At 36.8% G+C, this 24,553-nt stretch carries 23 protein-coding genes and 5 tRNA genes; 7 read left to right on the top strand and 21 right to left on the bottom strand.

Going from position 1 to position 24,553, the window contains the following annotated elements; all coding sequences use genetic code 11:
* Positions 1–149: 149 nt before the first annotated feature.
* From ACR30L_RS16820 to dnaQ, 7 genes are all read right to left on the bottom strand, one after another.
* Positions 150–226 (bottom strand) — tRNA-Asp (locus tag ACR30L_RS16820).
* A gap of 82 nt (positions 227–308) precedes the next feature.
* Positions 309–385: transfer RNA gene (locus ACR30L_RS16815), tRNA-Asp, on the bottom strand.
* A gap of 96 nt (positions 386–481) precedes the next feature.
* Positions 482–558, bottom strand: a tRNA-Asp gene (locus ACR30L_RS16810).
* A 57-nt stretch (positions 559–615) separates the two neighbouring features.
* Positions 616–692: transfer RNA gene (locus ACR30L_RS16805), tRNA-Asp, on the bottom strand.
* Between the two features lie 57 nt (positions 693–749).
* Positions 750–826 (bottom strand) — tRNA-Asp (locus ACR30L_RS16800).
* 173 nt (positions 827–999) lie between these two features.
* Positions 1,000–2,250, bottom strand: coding sequence for a hypothetical protein (locus ACR30L_RS16795; protein WP_435235394.1), 1,251 nt, complete (start codon positions 2,248–2,250; stop codon positions 1,000–1,002).
* Positions 2,238–2,957, bottom strand: coding sequence for a DNA polymerase III subunit epsilon (gene dnaQ, locus ACR30L_RS16790; RefSeq protein ID WP_435235393.1), 720 nt, complete (start codon positions 2,955–2,957; stop codon positions 2,238–2,240). The genes ACR30L_RS16795 and dnaQ overlap by 13 nt, the downstream gene beginning before the upstream one ends.
* A gap of 91 nt (positions 2,958–3,048) precedes the next feature.
* On the opposite strand from dnaQ, the gene rnhA reads away from it, so the two are divergent.
* The gene (rnhA, locus tag ACR30L_RS16785; protein ID WP_435235392.1) at positions 3,049–3,510 is read left to right on the top strand and encodes a ribonuclease HI; all 462 of its coding nucleotides are present in this window, start codon (positions 3,049–3,051) and stop codon (positions 3,508–3,510) included.
* Positions 3,511–3,512: 2 nt separating this feature from the next.
* Here rnhA and ACR30L_RS16780 read toward each other — a convergent pair whose 3' ends face one another.
* Positions 3,513–4,238, bottom strand: a complete 726-nt coding sequence (locus ACR30L_RS16780; protein WP_435235391.1) for a class I SAM-dependent methyltransferase — start codon at positions 4,236–4,238, stop codon at positions 3,513–3,515.
* 36 nt (positions 4,239–4,274) lie between these two features.
* Between ACR30L_RS16780 and gloB the strand changes: the two genes are divergently transcribed.
* Together gloB and ACR30L_RS16770 are read left to right on the top strand one after the other, a co-directional pair.
* Positions 4,275–5,045: a hydroxyacylglutathione hydrolase gene (gene gloB, locus ACR30L_RS16775; RefSeq protein WP_435235390.1), complete on the top strand. Its 771-nt coding sequence runs from the start codon at positions 4,275–4,277 to the stop codon at positions 5,043–5,045.
* Positions 5,046–5,472: 427 nt separating this feature from the next.
* Positions 5,473–7,800, top strand: coding sequence for a LysM peptidoglycan-binding domain-containing protein (locus ACR30L_RS16770; RefSeq protein WP_435235389.1), 2,328 nt, complete (start codon positions 5,473–5,475; stop codon positions 7,798–7,800).
* A 113-nt stretch (positions 7,801–7,913) separates the two neighbouring features.
* Here the strand turns inward: ACR30L_RS16770 and ACR30L_RS16765 are convergent, their stop codons facing one another.
* The gene (locus ACR30L_RS16765; protein WP_435235388.1) at positions 7,914–8,651 is read right to left on the bottom strand and encodes a hypothetical protein; all 738 of its coding nucleotides are present in this window, start codon (positions 8,649–8,651) and stop codon (positions 7,914–7,916) included.
* 374 nt (positions 8,652–9,025) lie between these two features.
* On the opposite strand from ACR30L_RS16765, the gene ACR30L_RS16760 reads away from it, so the two are divergent.
* Positions 9,026–9,685 carry a TIGR04219 family outer membrane beta-barrel protein gene (locus tag ACR30L_RS16760; protein WP_435235387.1) on the top strand — a complete coding sequence of 220 codons (660 nt, stop codon included), beginning with the start codon at positions 9,026–9,028 and terminating at the stop codon, positions 9,683–9,685.
* Between the two features lie 74 nt (positions 9,686–9,759).
* Here ACR30L_RS16760 and hemB read toward each other — a convergent pair whose 3' ends face one another.
* Genes hemB through ubiE form a run of 8 tightly spaced genes read right to left on the bottom strand, consistent with a single transcriptional unit; the run spans position 9,760 to position 15,958 of the window.
* Entirely contained in the window at positions 9,760–10,761 is a 1,002-nt protein-coding gene (hemB, locus tag ACR30L_RS16755; RefSeq protein ID WP_435235386.1) for a porphobilinogen synthase, read from the bottom strand.
* A gap of 2 nt (positions 10,762–10,763) precedes the next feature.
* Positions 10,764–11,555 (bottom strand): TatD family hydrolase, encoded by a 792-nt coding sequence (locus ACR30L_RS16750; RefSeq protein ID WP_435235385.1) that lies wholly within the window; start codon positions 11,553–11,555, stop codon positions 10,764–10,766.
* A 12-nt stretch (positions 11,556–11,567) separates the two neighbouring features.
* Positions 11,568–12,323 carry a twin-arginine translocase subunit TatC gene (gene tatC / locus ACR30L_RS16745; protein WP_435235384.1) on the bottom strand — a complete coding sequence of 252 codons (756 nt, stop codon included), beginning with the start codon at positions 12,321–12,323 and terminating at the stop codon, positions 11,568–11,570.
* Positions 12,313–12,657, bottom strand: coding sequence for a Sec-independent protein translocase protein TatB (gene tatB, locus ACR30L_RS16740; protein WP_435235383.1), 345 nt, complete (start codon positions 12,655–12,657; stop codon positions 12,313–12,315). The genes tatC and tatB overlap by 11 nt, the downstream gene beginning before the upstream one ends.
* A gap of 15 nt (positions 12,658–12,672) precedes the next feature.
* The gene (tatA, locus tag ACR30L_RS16735) at positions 12,673–12,882 is read right to left on the bottom strand and encodes a Sec-independent protein translocase subunit TatA (RefSeq protein ID WP_435235382.1); all 210 of its coding nucleotides are present in this window, start codon (positions 12,880–12,882) and stop codon (positions 12,673–12,675) included.
* Between the two features lie 48 nt (positions 12,883–12,930).
* Entirely contained in the window at positions 12,931–14,571 is a 1,641-nt protein-coding gene (gene ubiB / locus ACR30L_RS16730) for a ubiquinone biosynthesis regulatory protein kinase UbiB (RefSeq protein ID WP_435235381.1), read from the bottom strand.
* Between the two features lie 4 nt (positions 14,572–14,575).
* Complete coding sequence (locus ACR30L_RS16725; protein WP_435235380.1) at positions 14,576–15,181, bottom strand: ubiquinone biosynthesis accessory factor UbiJ; 606 nt, start codon at positions 15,179–15,181, stop codon at positions 14,576–14,578.
* A 21-nt stretch (positions 15,182–15,202) separates the two neighbouring features.
* The gene (ubiE, locus tag ACR30L_RS16720; RefSeq protein WP_435235379.1) at positions 15,203–15,958 is read right to left on the bottom strand and encodes a bifunctional demethylmenaquinone methyltransferase/2-methoxy-6-polyprenyl-1,4-benzoquinol methylase UbiE; all 756 of its coding nucleotides are present in this window, start codon (positions 15,956–15,958) and stop codon (positions 15,203–15,205) included.
* A gap of 384 nt (positions 15,959–16,342) precedes the next feature.
* Here ubiE and pgi point away from each other — a divergent pair, with 384 nt between their 5' ends.
* Positions 16,343–17,995: a glucose-6-phosphate isomerase gene (gene pgi / locus ACR30L_RS16715; protein WP_435235378.1), complete on the top strand. Its 1,653-nt coding sequence runs from the start codon at positions 16,343–16,345 to the stop codon at positions 17,993–17,995.
* Positions 17,996–18,067: 72 nt separating this feature from the next.
* On the opposite strand, the gene ACR30L_RS16710 is transcribed toward pgi, so the two are convergent.
* On the bottom strand, positions 18,068–19,111 hold the full coding sequence (locus ACR30L_RS16710) for a glycosyltransferase family 9 protein (RefSeq protein WP_435235377.1): 1,044 nt from the start codon (positions 19,109–19,111) through the stop codon (positions 18,068–18,070).
* A 57-nt stretch (positions 19,112–19,168) separates the two neighbouring features.
* On the opposite strand from ACR30L_RS16710, the gene ACR30L_RS16705 reads away from it, so the two are divergent.
* Positions 19,169–19,873 (top strand): 3-deoxy-D-manno-octulosonic acid kinase, encoded by a 705-nt coding sequence (locus ACR30L_RS16705; RefSeq protein WP_435235376.1) that lies wholly within the window; start codon positions 19,169–19,171, stop codon positions 19,871–19,873.
* Here ACR30L_RS16705 and waaA read toward each other — a convergent pair.
* From waaA to ACR30L_RS16690, 3 genes are all read right to left on the bottom strand, one after another.
* Entirely contained in the window at positions 19,850–21,130 is a 1,281-nt protein-coding gene (waaA, locus tag ACR30L_RS16700; protein ID WP_435235375.1) for a lipid IV(A) 3-deoxy-D-manno-octulosonic acid transferase, read from the bottom strand. The two genes, ACR30L_RS16705 and waaA, sit on opposite strands and share 24 nt — an antisense overlap.
* A 90-nt stretch (positions 21,131–21,220) precedes the next feature.
* Positions 21,221–22,252, bottom strand: a complete 1,032-nt coding sequence (locus ACR30L_RS16695) for a UDP-N-acetylglucosamine 2-epimerase (protein WP_435235374.1) — start codon at positions 22,250–22,252, stop codon at positions 21,221–21,223.
* Positions 22,252–23,049: a glycosyltransferase family 2 protein gene (locus tag ACR30L_RS16690; protein WP_435235373.1), complete on the bottom strand. Its 798-nt coding sequence runs from the start codon at positions 23,047–23,049 to the stop codon at positions 22,252–22,254. The genes ACR30L_RS16695 and ACR30L_RS16690 overlap by 1 nt, the downstream gene beginning before the upstream one ends.
* Positions 23,050–23,307: 258 nt before the next feature.
* Between ACR30L_RS16690 and ACR30L_RS16685 the strand changes: the two genes are divergently transcribed.
* Positions 23,308–24,381, top strand: a complete 1,074-nt coding sequence (locus ACR30L_RS16685; protein ID WP_435235372.1) for a CDP-glycerol glycerophosphotransferase family protein — start codon at positions 23,308–23,310, stop codon at positions 24,379–24,381.
* Positions 24,382–24,553: the final 172 nt, after the last annotated feature.

Raw genomic sequence — 24,553 nt, 5'->3', positions numbered from 1 at the left:
TTCGGCGAGTATTAAAAAATTTGTTCTGCGCAAAATTTAGATAATTCTATTTAATATAATGGTATGACAACTGAATTTCTGTTTATTGTTTTATAGATAAGGGAAGTTTTATTTTTAGTAGGAATAATTTTGAGGTTAATAAAGGAAATTGGCGGAGTGGACGGGACTCGAACCCGCGACCCCCGGCGTGACAGGCCGGTATTCTAACCAACTGAACTACCACTCCGCTAAAATCTTTTATTGTTCTATAACTCACATTATAGACTGACTGTTTGTACACATCGTTCTTTTCATCTTAAAGATGAAGTTGGCGGAGTGGACGGGACTCGAACCCGCGACCCCCGGCGTGACAGGCCGGTATTCTAACCAACTGAACTACCACTCCACGAGTGTGTTACAGCTTTCTTCATTTTTATGTGTTGGTTACACATAAATCGTTATTAAATTAATAATAACTGTTTGCTTATATTTGCAATACGGTTGGCGGAGTGGACGGGACTCGAACCCGCGACCCCCGGCGTGACAGGCCGGTATTCTAACCAACTGAACTACCACTCCACGAGTGTATTACAGTTTAAGCATTTGATAATTATAACTCATACTTAGTATGATAGTTGGCGGAGTGGACGGGACTCGAACCCGCGACCCCCGGCGTGACAGGCCGGTATTCTAACCAACTGAACTACCACTCCACGTGATAATTATCAGATTCAACATGCTAGCTAAAGTTTGTCAATTTCAATTGAAATTGGCGGAGTGGACGGGACTCGAACCCGCGACCCCCGGCGTGACAGGCCGGTATTCTAACCAACTGAACTACCACTCCAGCTAACATCAATACGTTGTGTTTAACACTACGTTGTTGAGGCGCAGATAATACGTAGTTGCTTTTACAGAGTCAATAAGGAAAAACAAAAAAAAGCCAATATTGTTATTTTACCCAATCAAACGCCTGTTTTATGTGCAGATTGAGTGAAAAAATAAGCACTGAATCTAAAATCATTTAGACTTTGTCGAGTCAGATTGTAAATCTGTCATGGTCAGTTCGTCCAATGAAAATTCAGGGTTTTCTGCTGCGAGTGCTTTCTTTCTTTGTATCCCGATTAAAAAATAGACTACGCCGGCAAGGATGAATAATCCACCAATAGATATTGCGCTAATGACCCATATATTTTGCCATATTGGCGTTTCTTCAATAACTTCGAGTGGATCTGTTGGCAGTGCTTCACTTAATTCTATTGTTGGCATAATTACTTTTTTTCTTAACCAAAATTTCAACTCCGAAAGTTGAAGCTCTATTTCTCGTCCCGATACGGTTGTCGCAAAGGCTTTACCGGATAAAGTAAAATCACCATGCGCTACTTTTTGTATCTTGGTTAGTGTATTTGGTGTTGAAAGGTTTTCGGTGCCATGCAAAATCAGTTGAGTGACGACATTATTACTTGCATCTTTGATCAAACCATCGATGGTAACTGAGCTAGGAGCTAATTCCTCTGAGTCAACTTTAAAGGTAAATTCAGCTTCATCACTACCATATTCTCGTTGTTTAAATGTGTAACTGATTGGAGATGGGAAAACAACGGCATCTTTATTTGTACTACGCATAAAAACTTCATTTTTTGTTCTTACGCTTAAGAGGTATCGACCGGGAGTGGTATTAACAAACATACGTGCGGTTAAATTGCCATCGAATGGAAGGGCATCGTAGCTTTTACCATCGTCTTTATATAAGGATAATTGCGTTTTATGCTCTCCAATTAGTGCGACAGATAATTTTGCACCACTGAGGTAGTTTTTATCGGTCATGATTTGATCGTCTAAATAGAGGGATGCATGGGTTGTAATATATTCTCTTACATACAGTTTTAATGGCAGTTTATTTGTTTTTAATTCGACTTTGCTAATTATTTTGATTCGATTTTCACTGTCTAAATTAGCGACGGCTTGCCAAGGTCCAGCCATCGGATTTTCAATAGTAATCATATCGACGTTATTTGTTGCAACCCAAGTTACACTTTTAGGATGATTTTTTTCATACAGTTTACTGCCGTCTGGACGAACAAGAACAACAAGTTGACGTCCCTGCGAATGGTTAAGTATAAATGTAATTTTTTCCGTATAAGGGTCAATACGGAAGCGATTATCTAACAGGGCAATGTCACTTGGTGCATAAATGGTATGTGCTAAGGAATAACCAGTGGCCATCAGTATGAATATACCGATGGCCATATGTTTTACTATTGTCGCCACAGGCAACTCCCCGATTTTTCTATCAAGTCTAAACGCTTCTGGTGTTCTTCATTTTCAGTATCAGTTGCGTTGATGACGATGAGTGGTACGTGCGATTTATGTGCTCGTCGCGTTGTGGTAGTTTCACTGATATCACCGCTATAAAGATTAAGTTTTTTTTGTCCGCCCGTCATAAACAGGTAAACATCAGCTAATATTTCAGCATCAAGTAATGCACCATGTAAAACACGATGTTTGTTATCAATACCATATCGATCACATAAAGCATCCAGATTATTTCTTTTTCCAGGAAAAATCTTTCTTGCCATAACCAGTGTATCGGTCACCGTGGCAATTTCTTCAGTCGGTTGGGTCTTTTTATTTACAAAACGGAATTCTTGATCCATAAAGGAGACATCGAAGGGCGCATTATGAATAACTAATTCAGCACCTTTAATAAAATCAATAAACTCATCGGCAACTTCATCAAAAGTTGGCTTATCTTGCAAGAACTCGTCGGTGATACCATGGACTGCAATAGCTTCTGGATCAACTTCTCGGTCAGGCTTGATATAGACATGGTAGTGTCGTCCGGTTAAACGGCGATTAATGACTTCGACACAACCTATTTCAATAATACGATGACCAAGACAAACATTGCCATCTTTATTCATACCGGTTGTTTCTGTATCTAGCACGACCTGACGAGTTGCTTTACTTGTGTTCATTGAGATCTCTATTTATAGTGCACGTTGAGGTAATATGCATATATTAGCAAACCTAGCCTCGCACTGACAATTTAACTAATGCGGCATTCAAATGAAAAAAATACAGCTTTTTACAGATGGTTCATGTTTAGGCAATCCTGGTCCAGGCGGCTACGGTGCAATTTTAATTTTTAATAAACATCGAAAAGAGTTATCAGAAGGGTACCTTCGCACCACCAATAACCGTATGGAAATGCTTGCTTGTATAAAAGGCTTAGCGGCGCTAACAGAGCCTTGTGAAGTGGATTTAACCACAGATAGTCAGTATGTTAGACAAGGAATCACACAGTGGATCCATAATTGGAAAAAGCGTGGGTGGAAAACGGCTGCAAAGGCACCGGTTAAAAATGTCGATTTATGGAAGCTACTTGATCAGGCGCAGGAAAAGCACACGATTACTTGGCATTGGGTAAAGGGGCATTCTGGGCATCCTGAAAATGAGCGCTGTGATGACTTGGCGCGTGAAGCTGCGGAAGCTAACCCTACACAGGAAGATATTGGTTACGACGGGTAATCTTAAGTGCGAGAAGGGCGACGCGTTACAATAGGTTGACGGTTGATAATTGGCTTTTTAAATTTAAAGGGCGATTTAATATGGGTCATTTTAGCCGATTGTTTTTTAGCAACGATAAAATAAGCGCTACAAAAAGAAGGCGCATATTGTTGTCCTAATTTTTCAACGTAATTTGAGATTAAACAATTCCCTTCTAAGGGAAGAAAGTTGAAATGTTGTTCTTGGGTAATTTCAAAGCCTAATACCGATAACCAATCAACGACTCTATTAGGAAAAAATAAGCGTGTTTTTTTTATGTTTTTAGGCTTAAATAAAGAGCGAAAACCAAACATACTAATAGGGTTATATGCGCTTAGCATTAATGTTCCATCAAGCGTTAACACCCTATCAATTTCACGTAGCAATTGATGTGGATCATTCGAGTAATTTATCTCATGAGCAACAATACAAAGGTCAATGGATGCATCCTGCAAAGGTAATTGTTGCAGATCGGCTTGTAAATCAATGTTATTTTCATTGGCAGCACAGTTTACATGGTGTCTAATTGGCGATAATGTCGTGTCAAGAGAGCAACTAAGATGGCCTAATTTTAAAAGGTGGTAGCCAAAACATCGAGGCAAATACTTTTCGATTTGAGTTTGTGTTTGTTTATGTAGTCTTTCACCATTTAATAGTTCGTCCCAATTCTTAACGGGCGTGATAAGTTGCGCTGTTTTTGCTATTTTCATTTATTAATTCCAAGTACAAGAGAGCGATTATCAATTATGGTTAATATTTTAACAATTCAGGCATTTTCAGATAACTATATTTGGCTTATTAAAGATAGTCAAAGTACGCATTGTATTCTTGTCGACCCCGGCGAAGCCGCACCTGTTTTACAACTACTAGAGAACCAGCAACTGATAGTCGATGCCATTTTATTAACACACCATCATAAAGATCATACGGGTGGTGTAAAGGCATTGTTAGACGCTCAACCCCAGGATATTAAACTTTACAGTAAAAATATGTTATTTCCTCAATGTGAATTAGTACATGAAGGTGACACCTTACATTTCTTTGATGGGCGTTATTCATTACAAGTAACTGAAGTACCTGGTCATACATTAGATCATATTGCATTTTATAATGACGACGCTCTTTTTTGTGGCGATACGCTTTTCTCTGCTGGATGCGGACGTGTTTTTGAAGGGACACATGAGCAAATGTATGATTCTGTTTCTCGTTTAGCGGCGTTACCTGAACATACTAAGGTCTATTGTGCCCATGAATATACGCAAGCAAATTTGAGTTTCGCCCTACAAGTTGAACCTAAAAATGAAGCGTTACTGGCTTATACGCGAGAAGCGAGCAAAAAACGTCAGCAGGGGATTCCGACTATTCCAACATCTATTGGACAGGAGAAGGCAATTAATCCTTTTTTACGTTGTGAAGAAGCCGTTGTTATTAATCGAATGCAAAACATATTAGCCCAGCCTATTAGCAGTCATCTTGAATGCTTTAAGGCATTACGTACCTATAAAGATAATTTCTGATTTATGATGGGGATATTAGCAACAGGTACGATATCAATCGTAGTCATTAGTTGATCTATTTTACGGGTTAACGTTGTTTACTTCGTTGTTGAAAGTTTGTAAAGGGAGTTGCAATTTAGATCTGCTTTCGCTTTGAATTAGACCATTTTTCAGCGCATAATTTAGATCGTATATTATGTATCTTATTGAAACAACGTAAAAATGAATTGACTATATTGCAAATTGATCATTGAATAATCATTAAAATAACAACCAAAATAATTATCCTCTTTTTATCGTTATTTTAATTTTAAGTTACAGATATGTAAGCATTTTTAGATAATTTAAAGGGTGTGACATTATTCAATAATAAGACGATTGTAAAAGCTGAATTTAAATTTGTTTTACGATAGAATGCGTCACTTATTATTTCTATAAGTGGTCTGCTATGAAAATTATTGTTTCTTTTTCCTTACTTTTTTTACTCACAGCTTGTCAGGTTATTCCTAATACAGAGACTACTGTAACAACCAATGATCCTTTACATACTTCTCATGCTGCAGACGATGTAGTCGAAAGTGTGAATTATGACGTGAGCTTAGATGAAGAAGAGGGACTATCTCACCTTGCAGACGAAAGTGAAGGTGTGATCGCAGATTCTACTAAAACTGATCTTCAAGCAGTCTCTCCGCCTGTTTATAAAAACTTATGGTTAAAGCTAGCTGAAGATTTTTCATTTGATGTACCTGATAATGAAAATATTGCTAAATATCGAGATTATTACCTAAGCCACCCTAAATATTTAGAACAGGTCTCAAAACGTGCGGAGCCTTTTTTATATCTTATCGTTGAAAAAATAGAAGCTAAAGACCTTCCTCTTGAGCTTGCTTTGTTGCCTATTGTTGAAAGTGCATTTGATCCCTTTGCTTACTCCTCAAGTAGCGCCTCCGGATTATGGCAGTTTATGCCTGTGACGGGGAAGCGTTTTGGATTAAAACAAAATTGGTGGTATGACGGCCGTAGGGATGTGTTTGCATCGACGGAAGCGGCTTTAAGTTACATGATCTATTTGCATGACTTTTTGGATAACGATTGGTTACATGCGATTGCTGCTTATAATTCAGGCGAAGGTCGAGTACAAAACTCTGTACGTAAAAACAAGCGCGCAAATAAAGAATATGATTTCTGGAACCTGTCTTTACCAAAGGAAACACAAAATTACGTACCAAAGCTACTTGCCTTGGTTGATATTTTACGTAATCACGAACAATATAACGTGACCTTACCCGTTATTCCTAATAAACAAGTCTTAACCTACGTTGATACTGGTTCTCAAGTCGATCTCGCCTATGCTGCTAAATTAGCTAATTTATCCGTGGCTGAAATCCAGTTGTTGAATCCCGCATTCAATCATTGGGCAACCTCCCCTGAGGGGCCTTATAAGCTTCTTGTTCCAACCCGTATTGCAGAACAATTTACAGCTGAACTAGCGAAAACGTCACCAGAAAATTTGATTCGCTGGGATCGTTATAAAGTTCGTTCTGGTGATAGTTTAAGTGTGATTGCAAAAAGAATGGGGACAACAACACAAGTTCTAGAGCAAATAAACAATTTAGATAATTCACTTATTCGTGTCGGGCAGCCATTGCTTATTCCTGTTGCGAGTAAAGGTCATGAAAATGAATTGTATGCTCAAGCAAAGCGTTTTCAAGATCCCGCTACTGAAAAAGGCCAAAATAAACGTAAAATTCAGTACCAAGTTGTTGATGGTGATTCTCTCTGGGATATCAGTCGTCGTTATAATGTAACCTATCAAGATATTGCTAAATGGAACAAAATATCAACGCGAAAAACATTACGTCCAGGTCAAAAATTAACGATTTGGAAAGTTGATGGCGCATCTAGAAATACGCAAATAGCACGCACTGCGGTTCATTACGAAGTACGTTCTGGTGACTCTATTGGCACAATTGCGAATAAATATGATGTAAAAACTGCGGATATATTACGTTGGAACAATTTGAACAAGCGTCAATATATTAAACCGGGTCAAAAGCTAACCATTTATTCAACAAAAAAACAGGTAACAGAACCTGCATTAGAAAGTATTTCATATACGGTTGTTGCAGGGGATTCATTAAGTGTTATTGCTAAAAACTTTAATGTTAAAACCTCTGATTTAACACGTTGGAATTTGCTAAGTGGTAAGTTACGCATTAAACCTGGGCAAAAATTAACCATTTATACAGCAGAGCAAAAAAAGACAAATATGTCCGCATCATCTCAGCGTTATACGGTTCAACCGGGTGATTCATTAAGTGTTATTGCGAATAAATTTGATGTGCAAACTGCAGACTTAAAGCAATGGAATCAATTAAATGATAAACAATATATTAAACCCGGCCAGCAATTAATCATACAGGGAGAAGAAAAAACATCAGGCGCTCAAAAATCTGTTAGTCCAGTCATTTATACGGTACAACGTGGCGATTCTTTAAGTGTTATCGCTGCTAAATTTAACGTTAAAACAACAGATTTAAAAGATTGGAATAATTTATCGAATAATAAATATATCCAAATAGGTCAAAAGTTGACGGTGTTTGCAGCTTCGGCGCAACAATCTAAATCAGTGGCCTATACGGTGCAGATGGGAGATTCCTTGGGCGTTATTGCAAATAACTTCAATGTTAAAACCGATGATCTAAAGCGTTGGAACCAATTAGGTGATAAAGCTTACCTTATGCCAGGGCAAGAATTAACGGTTTATACTGAGTAAAAACTAACTTTGTTAATTATTTACTCATTGCTGTTGATTGAAGTGAGTAGATAATTAGCTGAATGGTAACGGGTATAAATCAGAGATTTCATCACCATGCTATTCCCAATATATTATTCTAACGATAAATGAATTTTTGTTCGATGCTCATAATTTAAGATATTTAAATTATTTCCCCAATATTTTTCGACTAATTGGTTTATTAATCCACTTTTTTCAGCTTGAAATAAAGCCTCGGTGAGTATCTTTTCATACTTTTTTCCTGCATTTAAGCCAGTTTTACTTAAATAGAATTGGAAGTCTCTGTCATAAATAAAGACGAGGTTATTTTCGATATCAAGATCAGGGTATTGTTTAGATTCATTTACAATCTCGTTGATTCCTCGAGGAAAATAATCGTAGGTATGATTGCGCGGTATCATTTTGAAAATAGCTTCCCAATTGCCTTCTTTTTCTTTATATCGCAGATTGTTGGCTTTCCACACTTGCGCATCAAACCAGTGCATTCCCATTCCTGCTATTAATTGTAAGTTTCTGAAGTCATTTAAGTTTTTTACTTTATCATACAAATATTGTTCACCTTGCTTAATGAATAAAATACGTTTGCCAATTAAGTTTTGAGTAAGGTTAACCTTGATTGGGATATATTTTTGATCGCGTTGTTTCGACGATATCATCCAAAAAAGTGATAAATTTCCATTGTTGAGTTGTTGTATGACTCGTTTTTGAGGGTAGTTTTTATTGATTAGAATAGGAGTGTGACCACTTTTAATGAGCGCCGTTGTTAATAATTCATGGAAAAAATCTTTTTGTCTTGGTGATTCGCTGATTGTGGGGATAACCAGTTTCACTGTTTCTGAAAACGCTTTTGGTATTGTTGAAACAATAATAGAAGCGAGCAATACAAGAAATTTTGTGTAGTATAAAATGGTTAGGATCCTTTTATTACTGACCTGTAATAAAATTTATCATTCTAATGCAGTTGTTTACTACTATTAATTTGTTTTTTTAGGGTTTTTATATTAGTTTTTAGAGGGACATAGCATAAACGAATCTGTGCTGAAATATCGCTTTGTATTGTTTGCGTATTTTTTGCTTATTGCGACGATTATTTCTTAAAGCGTTTCATTTATGATAAATGACAGTAGATTGGCTAATATGGTAGCATTGCGCTTCCTGCCTTACTGTTTCAATATGTAATTACTTAAACAAAGAAGAAACCGATATGAAAAAAATTTTATTAGCCTCTTTAATTACTTCTGCACCTTTCTATGCATCAGCCGACATGCTAATTGGTGGTGATATAGAGTTAAATGTATGGCAACAAGAGCAGAGCTTTACCCCTTATTCTCGTGAATATGATGGTGGAAGTAATACAGCGGTGACTTTCGAAGGTTCAATCGAGCATTTTATTCCATTAATTCCTAACCTTAAATATTCGCAATCATCCGTTGATGGTGATTATCTTGAATACACAAAACGTGATTTTACCCTTTACTATGAGTTTTTAGATAATGGCATTGTTTCTATTGATGGTGGGCTTGGTATTACGAATTTAGCGGATGGTAGTGTTCGTAATCCTAGTTTGTCTAACTGGCAAGATTTTGAAGGATATGTACCACACCTATATGCAGCAGCTGAAGTCGGTATTCCTGGCACACCATTTACTTTATTTGCGAAGGGAAATGGTATCAGTTATAGCGACAATAGCATGATGGATGTTTCTTTCGGTGCAAAATATAGTGTGCCACTGATCGCTTTTGATCTTGATTTACAGGCTGGTTATCGATCTCAAACTTTTGATTTAGAGGGGTTTGATGATCTTAATATTGATATTGATTCGCAAACCGACGGTATCTTTCTCGGCGCAAATATTGATTTCTAAATTTGCTTTTAACTTTGTATAAAAAAGCCCGATATTAATGAATAATATCGGGCTTTTTGTTTTAAGTCGTTAATCTATTCTTTTAACCAAATGGCCACTTGTTTTGCAAAATAAGTTAAAATACCATTCGCGCCGGCACGTTTGAAGCACAGTAGTGATTCAAATATAGTTTCTTTTTCCTTTAACCAACCATTATCAATAGCTGCTTTGTGCATCGCATATTCACCACTCACTTGATAGGCAAAGGTCGGGACTTGAAGTTCCGTTTTAACGCGACGAACAATATCCAGATAAGGCATTCCTGGTTTAACCATCACCATATCTGCACCTTCATTAATATCCAATGCAACTTCGTGGATAGCTTCATCACTATTTGCGGGATCCATTTGGTAAGTCGATTTATTACCGCCTTTTAAGTTGCCAGCACTGCCGACGGCATCTCGGAAAGGACCGTAATAATTTGATGCATATTTGGCACTGTAGGCCATTATTTGAGTATTGATATAACCTGCATTTTCTAATGCTTTGCGGATTGCGGCTATACGGCCATCCATCATATCCGATGGCGCAACAATATCTGCTCCTGCTTGTGCATGAGAAAGCGCTTGTTTAACTAATATTTCAGTGGTGATGTCATTAAGCACATAGCCAGTTTCATCGATAATGCCATCCTGACCATGAACCGTAAAGGGGTCAAGTGCGACATCGGTGATCACCCCAAGTTCAGGACAAGCGGCCTTGAGTTGTCTGACAGCGCGTTGGACAAGGCCTTCGCTATTGTATGCTTCTTCTGCCATTTCTGTTTTTAATGTTGCAGGTGTAACTGGAAAAAGTGCAATTGCAGGAATGCCTAGTTCGGTTAATAGTTTGGCTTCTTTAATGAGTAAATCTATCGATAAACGTTCAATACCTGGCATTGATACAATCTTTTCTCGTGTATTTTCGCCTTCAATAATAAACATTGGGTAGATAAGATCATTAACAGAAAGTTGATTTTCAGCAACTAAACGACGGGAGAAATCATGTTTACGTACTCGACGTGGGCGGGTTGCTGGAAAGTGTTGAGAAAGAGTCATTGTTACTCCTTAAAGGGTAAATTAAAAAATTCCTGGCTAGTTTTTTTAGTCTGGTTAATAAGCATTTCGACAGATTGTTCTCTAGCGAGTGCAATACATTCGGCAATGTAGGGTAGATATTTTGGTTCATTACGACTGGATTTTGGTTTCGGACGCATTGAACGTGGTAAAAGATAGGGGGCATCGGTTTCAATCATTAATCGATGCTCTGGAATAAGCTTAACTAAGCTAAGAAGCTCTTTTCCACGGCGTTCATCACATATCCAGCCTGTAATGCCAATATGAAGATCAAGGTCTATATAACGCTCTAATGCGTCTTGGTTCCCGGTAAAACAATGAACAACGGCATTGGGTAATTGTGAGCGATAAGGATTCAACAGTGTAATAAAGCGATCACTTGCATCACGCTCATGCATGAATACTGGCAGTTGTAATTCGACCGCAAGTTCAAGTTGTTGAATAAAGGCATATTCCTGTTCTTTCGGAGTAGAAAAATTACGGTTAAAGTCTAATCCACATTCACCTATTGCTTTAACCTGAGGACTACTTGCTAATGTTCTTAATGTTGACAGGCTATCTTTATTAAAGCTTTTCGCATCGTGTGGGTGAATACCTGCCGTTGTAAATAAAAAATCAGGGTGAGTTTGTGCTAGTGCGATGGCATCGCGACTTTCACTTAAATTAGTGCCGGTAATAACGAGTGCACTTAGGCCTGCTTTTTGGGCATCATTAAGTACATCGGGTAGATCTTTATTAAAACGTTTATTGGTTAGGTTGACACCGATATCTATCATTGCTAATTGACTCTATTCTGTTTCTATTTCCGGTTCTTCTTTATTAACGTAAAAACGCGCAAAAAATAACCCTAATTCAAATAATATCAGCATCGGAATCGCGAGTAATGTTTGAGATATGATATCGGGAGGCGTTAATAACATACCAATAATAAAGGCACTGACAACAATATAGGGTCTTTTATCCTTGAGTTTTTGCGGTGTTGTTGCGCCTGTCCAGCATAATAATAACGTTGCGATAGGAATTTCAAAGGCAAGACCGAAAGCAAAGAATAATTTTAAAACAAAATCTAAGTAGCTACTAATATCGGTGGCAATGGTAACTCCTTCGGGAGCGACGTTGGTAAAGAAGGCGAACACAAGTGGGAAAACAACATAGTAGGCAAATGCCATTCCAAGATAAAAAAGTAATGCACTACTAATGACCAAGGGCGCAATAAGTTTGCGTTCTTGTTTATATAAACCCGGCGCAATAAAAGCCCAGACTTGATATAAAATAGCAGGAATAGCAATAAAAACGGAAAGTACAATCGTTAACTTTATTGGTGTGAAAAAAGGTGTTGCAACACCGGTTGCAATCATACTTGAACCAACGGGAAGTTGACTGGTTAAAGGAATGGCCAAATAGTGATAAATATCATTGGCAAAATAAACCAAGCTGAGAAAGAGGCCTGCTACTATTAAAATAACGCGCAATAAGCGATTGCGGAGTTCTAATAGATGCTCTATTAATGGTAATGATTGTTGTGTTTTTTCCTCAGCGTTCATTGTTTATATCCTGCTCACGCTGTTCCGGAGTTTGTTCATTATTGGTTGCATTGTCTGACATTGGGTTGACGGACTGTTTTATTTCATCAACTGATTTTTTTAATTCAGGTACATAGTCAGAAACGTTTTTATTTTTAGCACTGTTGATGGTTTCATTCATTTCATGCAGTTTTAATTCATGGGATATTTCAGCTTTGACTGAGTTAGCCATGCCGCGTACTGTATTGACCCAACGTACAACACTTCGAATAGCGATGGGCAAACGTTCTGGACCCAATACAACTAAACCTATTATGGAGATTAAGACAATCTCCCAGAAACCGATATCAAACATAGCAATAAAAGCCTTTTACTGTTTATCTTTCTGTTCTTTTTCTAGTTGTTCAGCTGTTTTTTTTTCAGTGTCTGTATTTGGTTTATCTTCTTCTTGCATTGCTTTTTTGAAACCTTTAACAGCACTACCTAAATCACCACCCATACCGCGCAATTTTTTTGTACCAAATAATAAAACGACAATCACTGCAATAATAATTAACTGCCAAATGCTAATGCCACCCATAATATTTCCTTAATTTATCTGATTAATTAATAATGATTTAAATGAATCTTATACCTTATTGCTATGGTGCCATGCAAGCAACCAGGAAAAAATTCCCGGAATAATTGTTAATAGCGCTAAATCTTCATTTTTATGTAGATAAGCAAGGGTTGAAATGATGCTTAAAGTAATACCCATTCCAATGTAGAGGGTATTTTTGTTATTTTTTCTTTGTTGTTGATTAAGTGAATTAATTAAGAGTGTTTGTTGGGCGTGAAGCGCTTTTGTTTGTGATAAGTTGTGATAAACCAACTCTGGAATTTCGGGTAGTTTTTCTAACCAGAAAGGTGCGCGTTGTTTGATTGTTTTTAATAATGTTTTAGGGCTGATTTGCTCTTTCATCCAATCTTCTAAAAAGGGTTTTGCAGTATCCCATAAATCCAATTGAGGATAGAGTTGTCGTCCTAAACCTTCAATATAAAGTAGTGTTTTTTGTAGCAAGACTAATTGTGGTTGAACCTTCATATTGTAGCGGCGAGCGGTATTAAAGAGATTAATTAATACCTGTGCAAAGGAAATTTCCGAGAGTGGTTTTTCGAAAATAGGATCACATACCGCTCTTATTGCAAATTCAAATTCCTCGATTGGGGTATCTGCTGGTACCCAGCCAGAATCGACATGCAGTTGCGCAACTTGACGATAATCTCGATTGAAGAAGGCTAAAAAATTTTCAGCAAGGTAGCGTTTATCTTCTTTATTGAGTGTGCCGACAATGCCACAGTCAATACCGATCCAGAGCGGATCTTCAGGATGTTCATAGGAAACAAAAACATTCCCTGGATGCATATCTGCATGGAAAAAACTATCCCTAAATACCTGTGTGAAGAACGCTTCTACACCACGTTCAGCAAGTAATTTCAGATTAGTGTTTTGTGTTTTTAGTGAGGCGATATCAGAAACGGGAATACCATAAATACGTTCCATGACCAGCACTTTTTTCGTACAATAATCAGGATAGATTTCAGGAATGTATAGCACATTAGAATTTAGAAAATTACGGCGTAATTGCATTGCATTTGCACCTTCTCGCATTAGATCGAGTTCATCAATGATGGTTTTTTCATATTCATGAATAACTTCAACGGGGCGTAATCGACGAGTGTCTTTCAAAAAACGTTGCATTAACTCGGCGAGCCATTTCATGAGTTGTAAATCTGCTTGAATGGTTTTATCAATACCAGGGCGGATCACTTTAATAACCACTTCACAATTATCTTCAATCAATGTGGCTGTATGTACCTGGGCAATGGAAGCCGAAGCTAATGCTTTTACTTCAAAATTAGTAAATAATGCTGAAATTGGTTTGCCTAGTGAGCGTTCAATTTCTCTAATCGCTAACTCACCATCAAAAGGGGGAACATTGTCCTGCAAATAGGCGAGTTGATCTGCGTAAGTTGGGGGAAGTAAATCACGTCGGGTGGATAACATTTGGCCTAATTTTATATAAATCGGGCCTAGAGTTTGTAAACTCAGACGTAAACGCGCTTCGATTGGTTTGTCCGTATGTTGTGGTTTTAACCAGAAACACAGGACTCGAATCGCACGAAACACAAACGGAACATGAGCGACGGGAATAAGTTCGAATAAACCATACTCGATAATCGTTTTATTAATTTGGTAAAGACGTGAAAGTTCTTTTAATTTGATCATAGGATTATCTATTCAAAAGATGATTGATGCGCGATTCGATACGTGTGCTTTGCGCGTCGACTTCTTTAACTTGTTCACAAAAATGAGCAACTTCGAGTGCGCTAGGCGCAAATTTTATCTCTTCTGTTAGAAACAATGCACTGTGCCGTTCTAGTGTTTTTAAGCGAGTGCTTATATGATGTTTTGTTTGCTTAGCGTGATAGCAAAGTTTATGTGCGAGTACGTCACCTATTTTATCCGATAGATGCTCTTCCCAATCTATGTCCATTTCAGTGAGTAGTTGTGCAAATTGTTGCACAAGCTGAATATCGCCTTCAACTTCCAACTGCTCTGTTTTGATTAAATGGGTGAGTTGCTGATTATTTTGTAATTGTTGAAGAGCAGAAATGTTTAATCGAATAAAACAATTTGGTTGCCCATCATAGATATTGAGAATATCAATTTTCTGTTTACTAATAATAAAGTAGATGGGCTTATTGATTTCTTTTAGTGTAACACCGATAACTGAGCCATCTAGCTGTTTCCGTTTTTGTTGTGAACTGCTGTCTAACTGGTGTAATTTATTTAGGCCTGTTTCAATCAGCCCATAAAGTAAGTTATCTAATGGCATTTTATTTACCTAGTTTTATAGTTAATATTTATAACCACGGTGTAATGCAACGATACCTGCACTCATATTAAAGTATTCGGTACCTTCAAAGCCGACCTTATTCATCATCTCTTTCAATGTGTCTTGGTCTGGGTGCATGCGAATACTTTCCGCAAGGTATTGGTAACTTTCACTATCATTCGCAATTAATTTACCTAATTTTGGTAACACATTGAATGAGTAGAAATCGTAAAATTTACTTACTGGTTTATACAAGGGCTTAGAAAATTCTAGAACTAATAAACGGCCACCAGGTTTTAATACACGGAATATTGAAGCAAGGGCTTTATCTTTATCGGTGACATTACGTAGACCAAATGCGATGGTGACAATATCAAAATGATTATCAGGGAAAGGCAGTTCTTCCGCATTTGCTTGAATATACTCAACGTTACCGACAATACCTGAATCGCGCAACTTCGTACGACCCACTTTAAGCATTGAGTCATTGATGTCGGCTAATACAACACTTCCCGTTTTCCCGACAATACGAGAAAACTTAGCCGTTAAATCACCCGTACCACCCGCGAGGTCTAATACTTTTTGTCCTGTGCGTACACCTGAGCAATTGATGGTAAAACGCTTCCAAATACGATGTATGCCTAAAGATAAAACATCATTCATTAAGTCATATTTAGTCGCAACAGAATCAAAAACATCGGCTACTAATTCGACTTTTTTATCTTCTTGTACCGTTTTAAAACCAAAGTGTGTGGTGTCGTTATGCTTATCGGTCATGTTTTTCTCTTTTTAAACTGAGTCACTTAGGGTAAAGATAATACCTGATTTCAAAGGGGCAAACTACTCGAATATGTTAATCCTGTTATTCATTGCTTAATAATCAAAAATTGACGGATGAGGGCATAAAAATAATTCAATATTTGCTATGTTGGTTATGCAACAGGAGATAATTTATCTTTTATTGTGGAGCAAGTGCATTTTAAGGAGGTACCCCTCTAAATTACTTTTTGTTACGAATTTTTTATTTTTTGCGGTACTATCTTTGTTATAAATAAATCAATTAACGAAGATTGTGTCGATATCCGAATACAGTGAATTTAGTACGTTTTCTTATCTTGATTTATTAACCAATTTTTAAACATTACCTTTGGGAATATAGCAATGCTAAAAAATATTAATCCAACACAAACAACAGCATGGTCAGAATTACAGGCTCTTTTCGATAAGAATAAAGAGATGAAGTTGGCCGATCTTTTTGCGACGAACCCCGACCGGTTTAAGCAGTTTTCATGTCAATTAGATGGCGAGCTATTAGTTGATTATTCTAAAAACTTTATCACCGATGAAATTCTAGGGAAATTAATTGAATTAGCAGAGCAAGCCGATCTGAGTGGGGCGATTAAAGCGCAATTTTCTGGCGAAAAAATTAATGTCACCGAGGGCCGTGCAGTACTACACAGTGCTCTTCGCAACAGAAGCAATACACCCGTTATTGTTGATGGTGAAGACGTGATGCCAAAAGTGAATAAAGTTTTAGCGCAAATGAAAGCTTTCTGTGCAAAAGTGCATTCGGGTGAATGGAAAGGTTATACGGGTAAAAAAATCACTGACATTGTTAATATCGGTATTGGTGGTTCAGATCTTGGCCCTTATATGGCGACTGAAGCGTTAACACCTTATAAAGTGGATGGCATTTCAAGTCATTTCGTTTCAAATGTTGACGGTACACATATTGTTGAAACCTTAAAATCACTTGATCCAGAAACAACCTTATTTTTAATTGCATCCAAAACATTTACCACGCAAGAAACGATGACCAATGCCAACAGTGCTCGTGAATGGTTTCTTGGCACGGCACAAGATGAAAAACATGTCGCGAAACACTTTGCAGCACTTTCTACCAATGCACAACTTGTGACTGAATTCGGCATTGATGTTGAAAATATGTTTGAGTTTTGGGATTGGGTCGGTGGTCGTTACTCAATGTGGTCTGCCATTGGTTTATCGATTGCGTTAACTATTGGTTTTGATAACTTTGAAGAATTGCTTGCTGGTGCTCATGAAATGGATAAACATTTCGCGACCGCTGATTTCAATGAAAATATACCCATTATATTAGCAGTGATTGGCATTTGGTATAACAACTTTTATGGCGCTGAAACCGAAACCATTCTGCCATACGATCAATACATGCATCGTTTCCCTGCTTTTTTCCAACAGGGTAATATGGAATCGAATGGTAAATGTTCCGACCGTAATGGTAATCCAGTTGAGTATCAAACAGGTCCAATTATTTGGGGTGAACCAGGTACTAATGGACAACATGCGTTTTATCAGTTGATTCATCAAGGTACTAAATTAATACCATGTGACTTTATTGCTCCAGCACAGACCCATAATCCAACGGGTGATCATCACACTAAATTACTTTCTAACTTTTTTGCCCAAACTCAAGCACTTGCATTTGGTAAAACAAAAGAACAAGTGGAGTCCGAGTTTTTAGCGGCAGGTAAAACCTTAGAAGAAGTCGCTCATATTATTCCTTTTAAAGTCTTTACTGGAAATAAACCAAGCAACTCTATCTTAGTACCTAAAATAACACCTAAAACCTTGGGGATGATGATTGCTATGTATGAACAGAAAATATTCACGCAGGGTATTATCTTAAACATCTTTAGTTTTGACCAATGGGGCGTTGAACTTGGTAAACAATTAGCGGGTCAAATTCTACCTGAGTTAGATAATGATAAAGCGATTGATAGTCATGATTGTTCAACTAATGGTTTAATTAATACTTGGAAAGCGTGGAAATAAAGTAAAACGTAATGTAATTTATTAAATTATCCCCATCTTGGCATTCAAGGTGGGGATTTTTTATGCGTTGATCTATTTGGCTATTATTTTATTAAACATTGTAATAACTTGTTCGACACTAATATCGGCCATGATATGGTCACCTTTTGCACGCGTACTCCAAGAGAGTTCATTGAGTGGTTTGTTATGTTGCTCCTGAACATGCTTCTCGTAAACGCTAATGACGGTATCTTTACTCAAGTAAGGTCTAGTTCGGTTCGGATTGCTATGACCATATAAACCTATCACGGGGACGTGTTGCGTTGTTGCAATATGTGCGGGTCCTGAATCGGGCGCCAATACCACTTTTGCATCACGAATAACCGCTGTTAATTGTTTCAATGACGTTTTACCAATAATATTAATCGCAGTTTCATTCATCGATGATTCAATGTCATTGCCTAATTTAACTTCTCTCGGTGCCGGGGAGCCACATAAAATAACTTCAAATCCCTGTTGTATTGCATAATCCGCAACGGCTGCATAACGCTCTGTTAACCAATTACGCTCATCTTTACTGGCTGCGGGAGAAATGACCAGTAACGGTTTTCCTTGTTGATGTTGCTGGTGGGCAAAATTAATATCTGCCTCTGCTAATGGAATTTTCCATGTTGGTAACGTTTTCTTTATACCTAAGAAATAAACAAATTCAAAAAAACTATCCAACACGTGAGAAGAGGCTGTGTCGTTAATTTTTTTGTTTGTGAATAGCCATTGACCTTCTTTGGCGCGTTTGCGGTTAAAACCGATTTTGTATTTTGCTTTAATACCTAAGGTTAACGCGCTCGCTCGTAATGCAAGTTGCATGTGTAATAAGGCATCAAATTTTTGATTACTAAGCTGTTTCCATATTACTTTCATGCCAGCAAATCCCGTGGATTTATCAAAAACAATGACGTTAATATCGGGTAAGTCGCCTAACAGTTGCGCTTCAATTTTACCCATGATCCACGTTATTTGGGTCGTAGGCCATTGTTTCTGAATCGCTTGCACGGCCGCAACGGCATGACAAACATCACCGATAGCAGAAAGACGTAATACACAGATTGATTTTGGTGCTGTTGTAAATAATGCCATAATAGTATGATTCGCTGGTCAATTTTATAAATTATACAATAATCGAGATAAAATTTTATGATTAAAGTTCTGCTAAAAAATAAAGATTATATTATTTATAACGATGAATTGTTAAATGAAAATATAGAGCAATGTTTTTCCGCTGATTATTGGAAACAAAAAAATAAAATAATCGGATCTGCACAAGGAAGAGGAACAACGTGGTTTGTTCAATTATTAACGATGCAAGCTGCACTACGCCATTATCGTCGAGGTGGGTTATTTGGCAAAATAATATCGGATTATTATTTTTTTACCGGTTGGGATAAATCACGTTCGATCCAAGAGTTTCATTTATTAGATAAACTCAGTCAATCTGGTGTTAATGTCCCCCAACCCGTTGCTGCTAAAGTCAGTAAAAGCGGCCTGTGTTATCGAGCCGATCTGCTTTGTGAAAAAATTGCCAATGCGACAGATTTAGTCGATATTTTGCAGCAACGATGTTTATCTAAATTAGAGTATCAATCTATTGGTGCGCAAATAAAAAAAATGCATAAGAACCAAGTTAATCATACTGATCTAAATATTCATAATATTTTATTGGATGATCAGGGAAAGGTTTGGATTATTGATTTTGATAAATGTTTTCAACAGCAGAGAGAAGGTTGGCAAAAAGGGAATCTTGAACGTTTATTACGATCTTTTCATAAGGAAGTGAAAAAACGCTCAATTAACTGGCAAGAGGGAAATTGGGATGATTTAATGCGAGGTTACCGCGTTTAAATATTTTAATGTGAGTGCTAACGAACCACGATTTTTATCGACCACTGAAAGCGCTGTATCACCCATCGTTTTCATTGTTTGTTTATTTGAAAAAAGAGTCGTTAAATGGTTTGTGATTTGTTGTTCCGAATGACAAATAAGACAACCTTTAGCGTCAAGCAATTGTTCTGTAATGAGTTGAAAGTTATAAAAGCTTGGGCCGGTCAAACAAGGCTTGGCCAAGGCTGCAGGCTCTAATAAATTGTGACCGCCTACTTTGTTACCAATTAAACTGCCTCCCATAAAGCAAATATCTGCTGCGCCAATTAATATCAACATTTCACCCATGGTGTCACCAATATAGACATGAGTTTCTGCTGTTATTACTTTGTTTTCAGTACGCAAAACGGTATTAAATCCATTTTCCTGCGCAAGTGTCGAAACAGAGGCGAAACGTTCTGGATGACGAGGAACGAGTATCAGTAGTGCATTTGGTTGTGTTGTTAATAACTGTTGATGAGCCGTGAGTATTTGTTGATCTTCACCTTGATGGGTACTTGCTGCAATCCAAATAGGGCGTTGTTCTCCTAATTGATGGCGTAACGCAAGACCTGCTTGTTTGATAGAGTCGGTAATCGTAACATCGAATTTTATTGAGCCCGTTACTTTAATTTTATTTATATCTATCCCGAGTTGTATAAATCGTTTTGCATCCGCTTCATTTTGACAGAGTAGTTGATCGATATTGTTTGCTAATAAATTAAAAACAAATTGGAATTTTTTATAACGGAGATAAGATCGCTCTGATAGTCGGGCATTAATGACGGATATCGGAATACTATGCTGGTGAACGGTATGTAAGGTATTTGGCCATAATTCGGTTTCCATAATGACTAACGCCGACGGGTTAATTGCCTTAATAAAACCTTTTATTGTCCAATCAAAATCAACGGGCATATAGCGATGCGCAACTAAATCACCTAATTTTTCTACCTCCGCTGCGCCTGTACTTGTTGTTGTCGTGACTACAATTGGCTGTTCGGGGGATTGTTGTTTTAATAATTTAATTAAGGGAATTGCTGCGATTACCTCGCCAACTGAAACTGTATGGATCCAAAGCGGCGCGGTCTGTGCGTCTTTTAATTTAGGTGTAAAACCAAAATGCTCAATCCAACGTTTGCCAAATATAGGCTTATTCGGCTTTTTTTTATATAGCCCATACAGGAAAAAAGGGGCTGTCAATGTAAGCAGCAGAGAATAGAAAAAACGAATCAGCATAATTTACCTGTGGCCAAAAAAGATAATTGTACCACATTCAAATTTAGGGAAGAGGAGTGTTCTATTCCTGCCTGGTACATCTTTATCGAATTAAAGTTTGTAATACCCAAATTTTTTCCTGACTTTAATTCTTCGAAAAAGATTTAAAGGCTTTTTCTTGAGGTGGCTAATACCTTTATTAACAAGTTTATCCGTTGCATCAATTATACGTTCTGATGATTTTCCATCGAAGTAAGGATGAATGAAATTGATATAATCGTTAATCGAATCTAGTAATTCACTTGAAGGTGAAAGCGCACTTATCAATGCCGGTTCAATTTGCTCTATCTCAGTTACATTAATTAAATGTTTACCGGGACAGCGATTTCTAAAGGTGACCACCGCTTTCTTTTGCAATAGAAATTCTGAAATAATCGAGGATGAATCGCAAAGCATGATGTCAGCATTTTTGAGTAATGGTAAAATATTATCCGTTTCAACAAATGTTAAGTTGTCGCTTTGAATTGATTTAAATTGGTCAACAATGCCTTGATCCATTTTTGGATGGAAGGTGATAATCCAATTCCATTTTCCCTGTTGAGATAGTGTTTTTATTTTATCAAATATTTTATGTGCAGCACTTAAGGCTGGCGTAAATGTTGATGAAAAAAGAATAGTTGGTTTATCATTTGATTTAGGTTCGATTATCCTATCAAAAAGAGGATCCATTTTAGACCAGCCGGTTTCTGCAACTTCAAAAAATCCATATTTTTGCGCTAATTCTTGAAAGGGTAATGTTGTTGATGGTCCTTGGGTGCAATAGAGATCAAAAAATCCCCTAATGCGAAAGTGTCCTTTATTTTCATCTCTTTTCTGAGCGTTAAATCCATGGAACAATTGGACTTTTATTCCAGGAAAGAAGTCTGGCACATTATTACTTGCAACAAAAACGGCGCTGGGATTATAGGCCATAACCTCTTTAATAGTGGTTAGTTGTTTTTCTGTACTATCAAGATACTTCCCATAACTTTTTTGATTTAAAAACCAAGCTACTTCATCGCCTCTTTCACGAATAACTTTTTGTAAAGGGCGAACGATTGAGAGAGAGTACAAATGAGAAACAAAGAAAAGGTAGCGTTTCATTATTTGTCCTCTGTATTTTCAGATACTTTAGTTTTTTGTGTTCGACGTAGTGCCCATAAGCCTGCGTATTTATTAAAAGCACCTTGCGCATACATAACGGCGACAAGAAACCCTACACTTCCATCTAGGCAGCCTCTTCGTAATATATAAACTTGAAAGAAGACCCAAAATGCTCTAAATGTAGCACCGAGCAAACCACCACCGTGGATTCCTTTTTTAAAACGCTTTTCAGCTCCTAACCAAGAGTATGTTCTATTTTTTATTAAATAATGTTCAAAGTCTCTTATGGAATAATGATTAAGGCGTGAAGTTAATTGCCCAACTTTACCTGGAATAATGACTTTTTCATGTATAAGTGAATCTGTGAATTTAGCGCCTTCTCTTTTGAATAATCGTTTTACACTTCTAGCGCTTCGCCCATAGTTAAGGGTTTTTCCAAATATTTGGACAGCCCAAGGGATTCTAAAAGCTGATTCTTTTGGATTGCTTCTTATAATGTGAACAATTTCTTTTTCTAACTCAGGTGTTAATTCTTCATCTGCATCGATAGATAAGACCCATTCACCAGTCGCTTTTTCAAGAGCTCTTTGTTTTTGTGGGCCATAACCAGGCCAGTCAGTAATATAAACTTTATCCGTATATTGCTTAATTATTTCAACGGTATTGTCGGTGCTGCCGCTATCTAAAACAATAATTTCATCAGCGATAGTTGATACTGATTTTAAGCATTTTTCAATTCTATCTTGTTCATTTTTGGTAATGATTATAACTGATAGTGAGTGGCTTGATTCAGTCATTCTGTGTTCTCCAATTTATTCTTGGGTTAGACTGTTTTGTATTATGGTCGATGATTGGTCTAATTTTATTTGTTAATACTATCTTAAAATGGAACGATAAAAATTTTTTGTTTCTCTATTCTAAAAGTAATAGTTTAAAAAATAATAAATTTTGACAGTTTACTTGCTTTGAGATAGATGAAACTCGTAACATGCTAGGATTATTGGACTTTATAATTAAATGTCAATATCTGCATATAAACAAAGTTTGGAGATTTTATGAATGCAACACTTATTTTTGATATACAAGAGCTTTATTATCTTGCTCAATATATTCCAGTATATCGGGAGTTGAAAAAACGTGGTGCAGAATGTACTTTCGTTATCTACGAGAATAAGGATTTTAATGAACTTTTAAAGGAAGTTATTCAAACCGAAGGGATACCTTCTGTATGGGTGAAAAATGAGCATCAAGCGCTTTCCTTTTATTTAAAGCAAAAAGCAAATTGGGTTATTTTTGGTAACCATTTTTTTGATATTGATTCTCTTCATCTAGTTTCCAAAAGTGCGCAATTTGGGCATGGAGTTGGTCCTAAAATGAGTTATTACACTAAGTCAAGCACGCAGATGAATGTCCGTTTTGTAGAAGGTAAACGTAGACTAGATATTTTAAATGCAATGTATCCAGAAGGATGCTTTATACAGACTGGTTTTGCGAAACTTGATCCTTTATTTAATAACGAAATAAAACCTTTTGATCTTGAAAAAGTAGGGCTTGATCCAAATAAGAAAACAATTCTTTATGCACCAACTTTTTATCCTAGTTCTTTACCGTGCTTTTCAGATAAATGGCCAAGGGAGTTTATTGATTATAATCTTATTGTTAAGCCGCACTTTTTTTCTCTATCAAAATCAAAATATAAATTGCAGAGGAATAAGATAGAAAAATGGGCTCAAGAAAAAAATGTTTATGTTGCAAAAATGTCAGAGCATTCTTTGTTACCTTTTATGGCTACTGCTGACTTATTAATCAGCGAGGCATCTTCTGCTTTATTTGAATTTGCAGCGTTAGATAAGCCTATTGTATGGTGTGACTTTTTAAAATTAAGATGGACATATCGAGGCCCTTTAAAATTTCGTTTTACAAAAAGAATGGATCAGGACATTTTGAATTTTACGGATCTTGGTGCCCATGCCGCTAGTTATAAGGAGCTTAAACGTGTTGTTGAGTCACAACTCATGAACACTGAAGAATTTTTCAGTAAGCGTAAAAAGTATACAGAACAACTTGTAGGTGCTACAGATGGAAAAGCTTCAGTCAGGATCGCCGATTACCTTTTAATGAATAGATAAATAGCATTAATCACTTTCATAATATAAACAGAATTTATTTTTAATCATTATTATAGATAGTACAAGGGTCTCTAAATGATATAATCTATTTGCATCTTTTTATATTAAAGCTTACTTATTAGGATATAAATATTTTTGAAAATGAAAATGAAAATGAAAATGAAAATGAAAA

It is taken from the genome of Psychromonas saccharinae, assembly GCF_051201515.1.
Taxonomy (GTDB): domain Bacteria; phylum Pseudomonadota; class Gammaproteobacteria; order Enterobacterales; family Psychromonadaceae; genus Psychromonas.
This window is presented reverse-complemented; position numbering and strand designations above follow the sequence as displayed.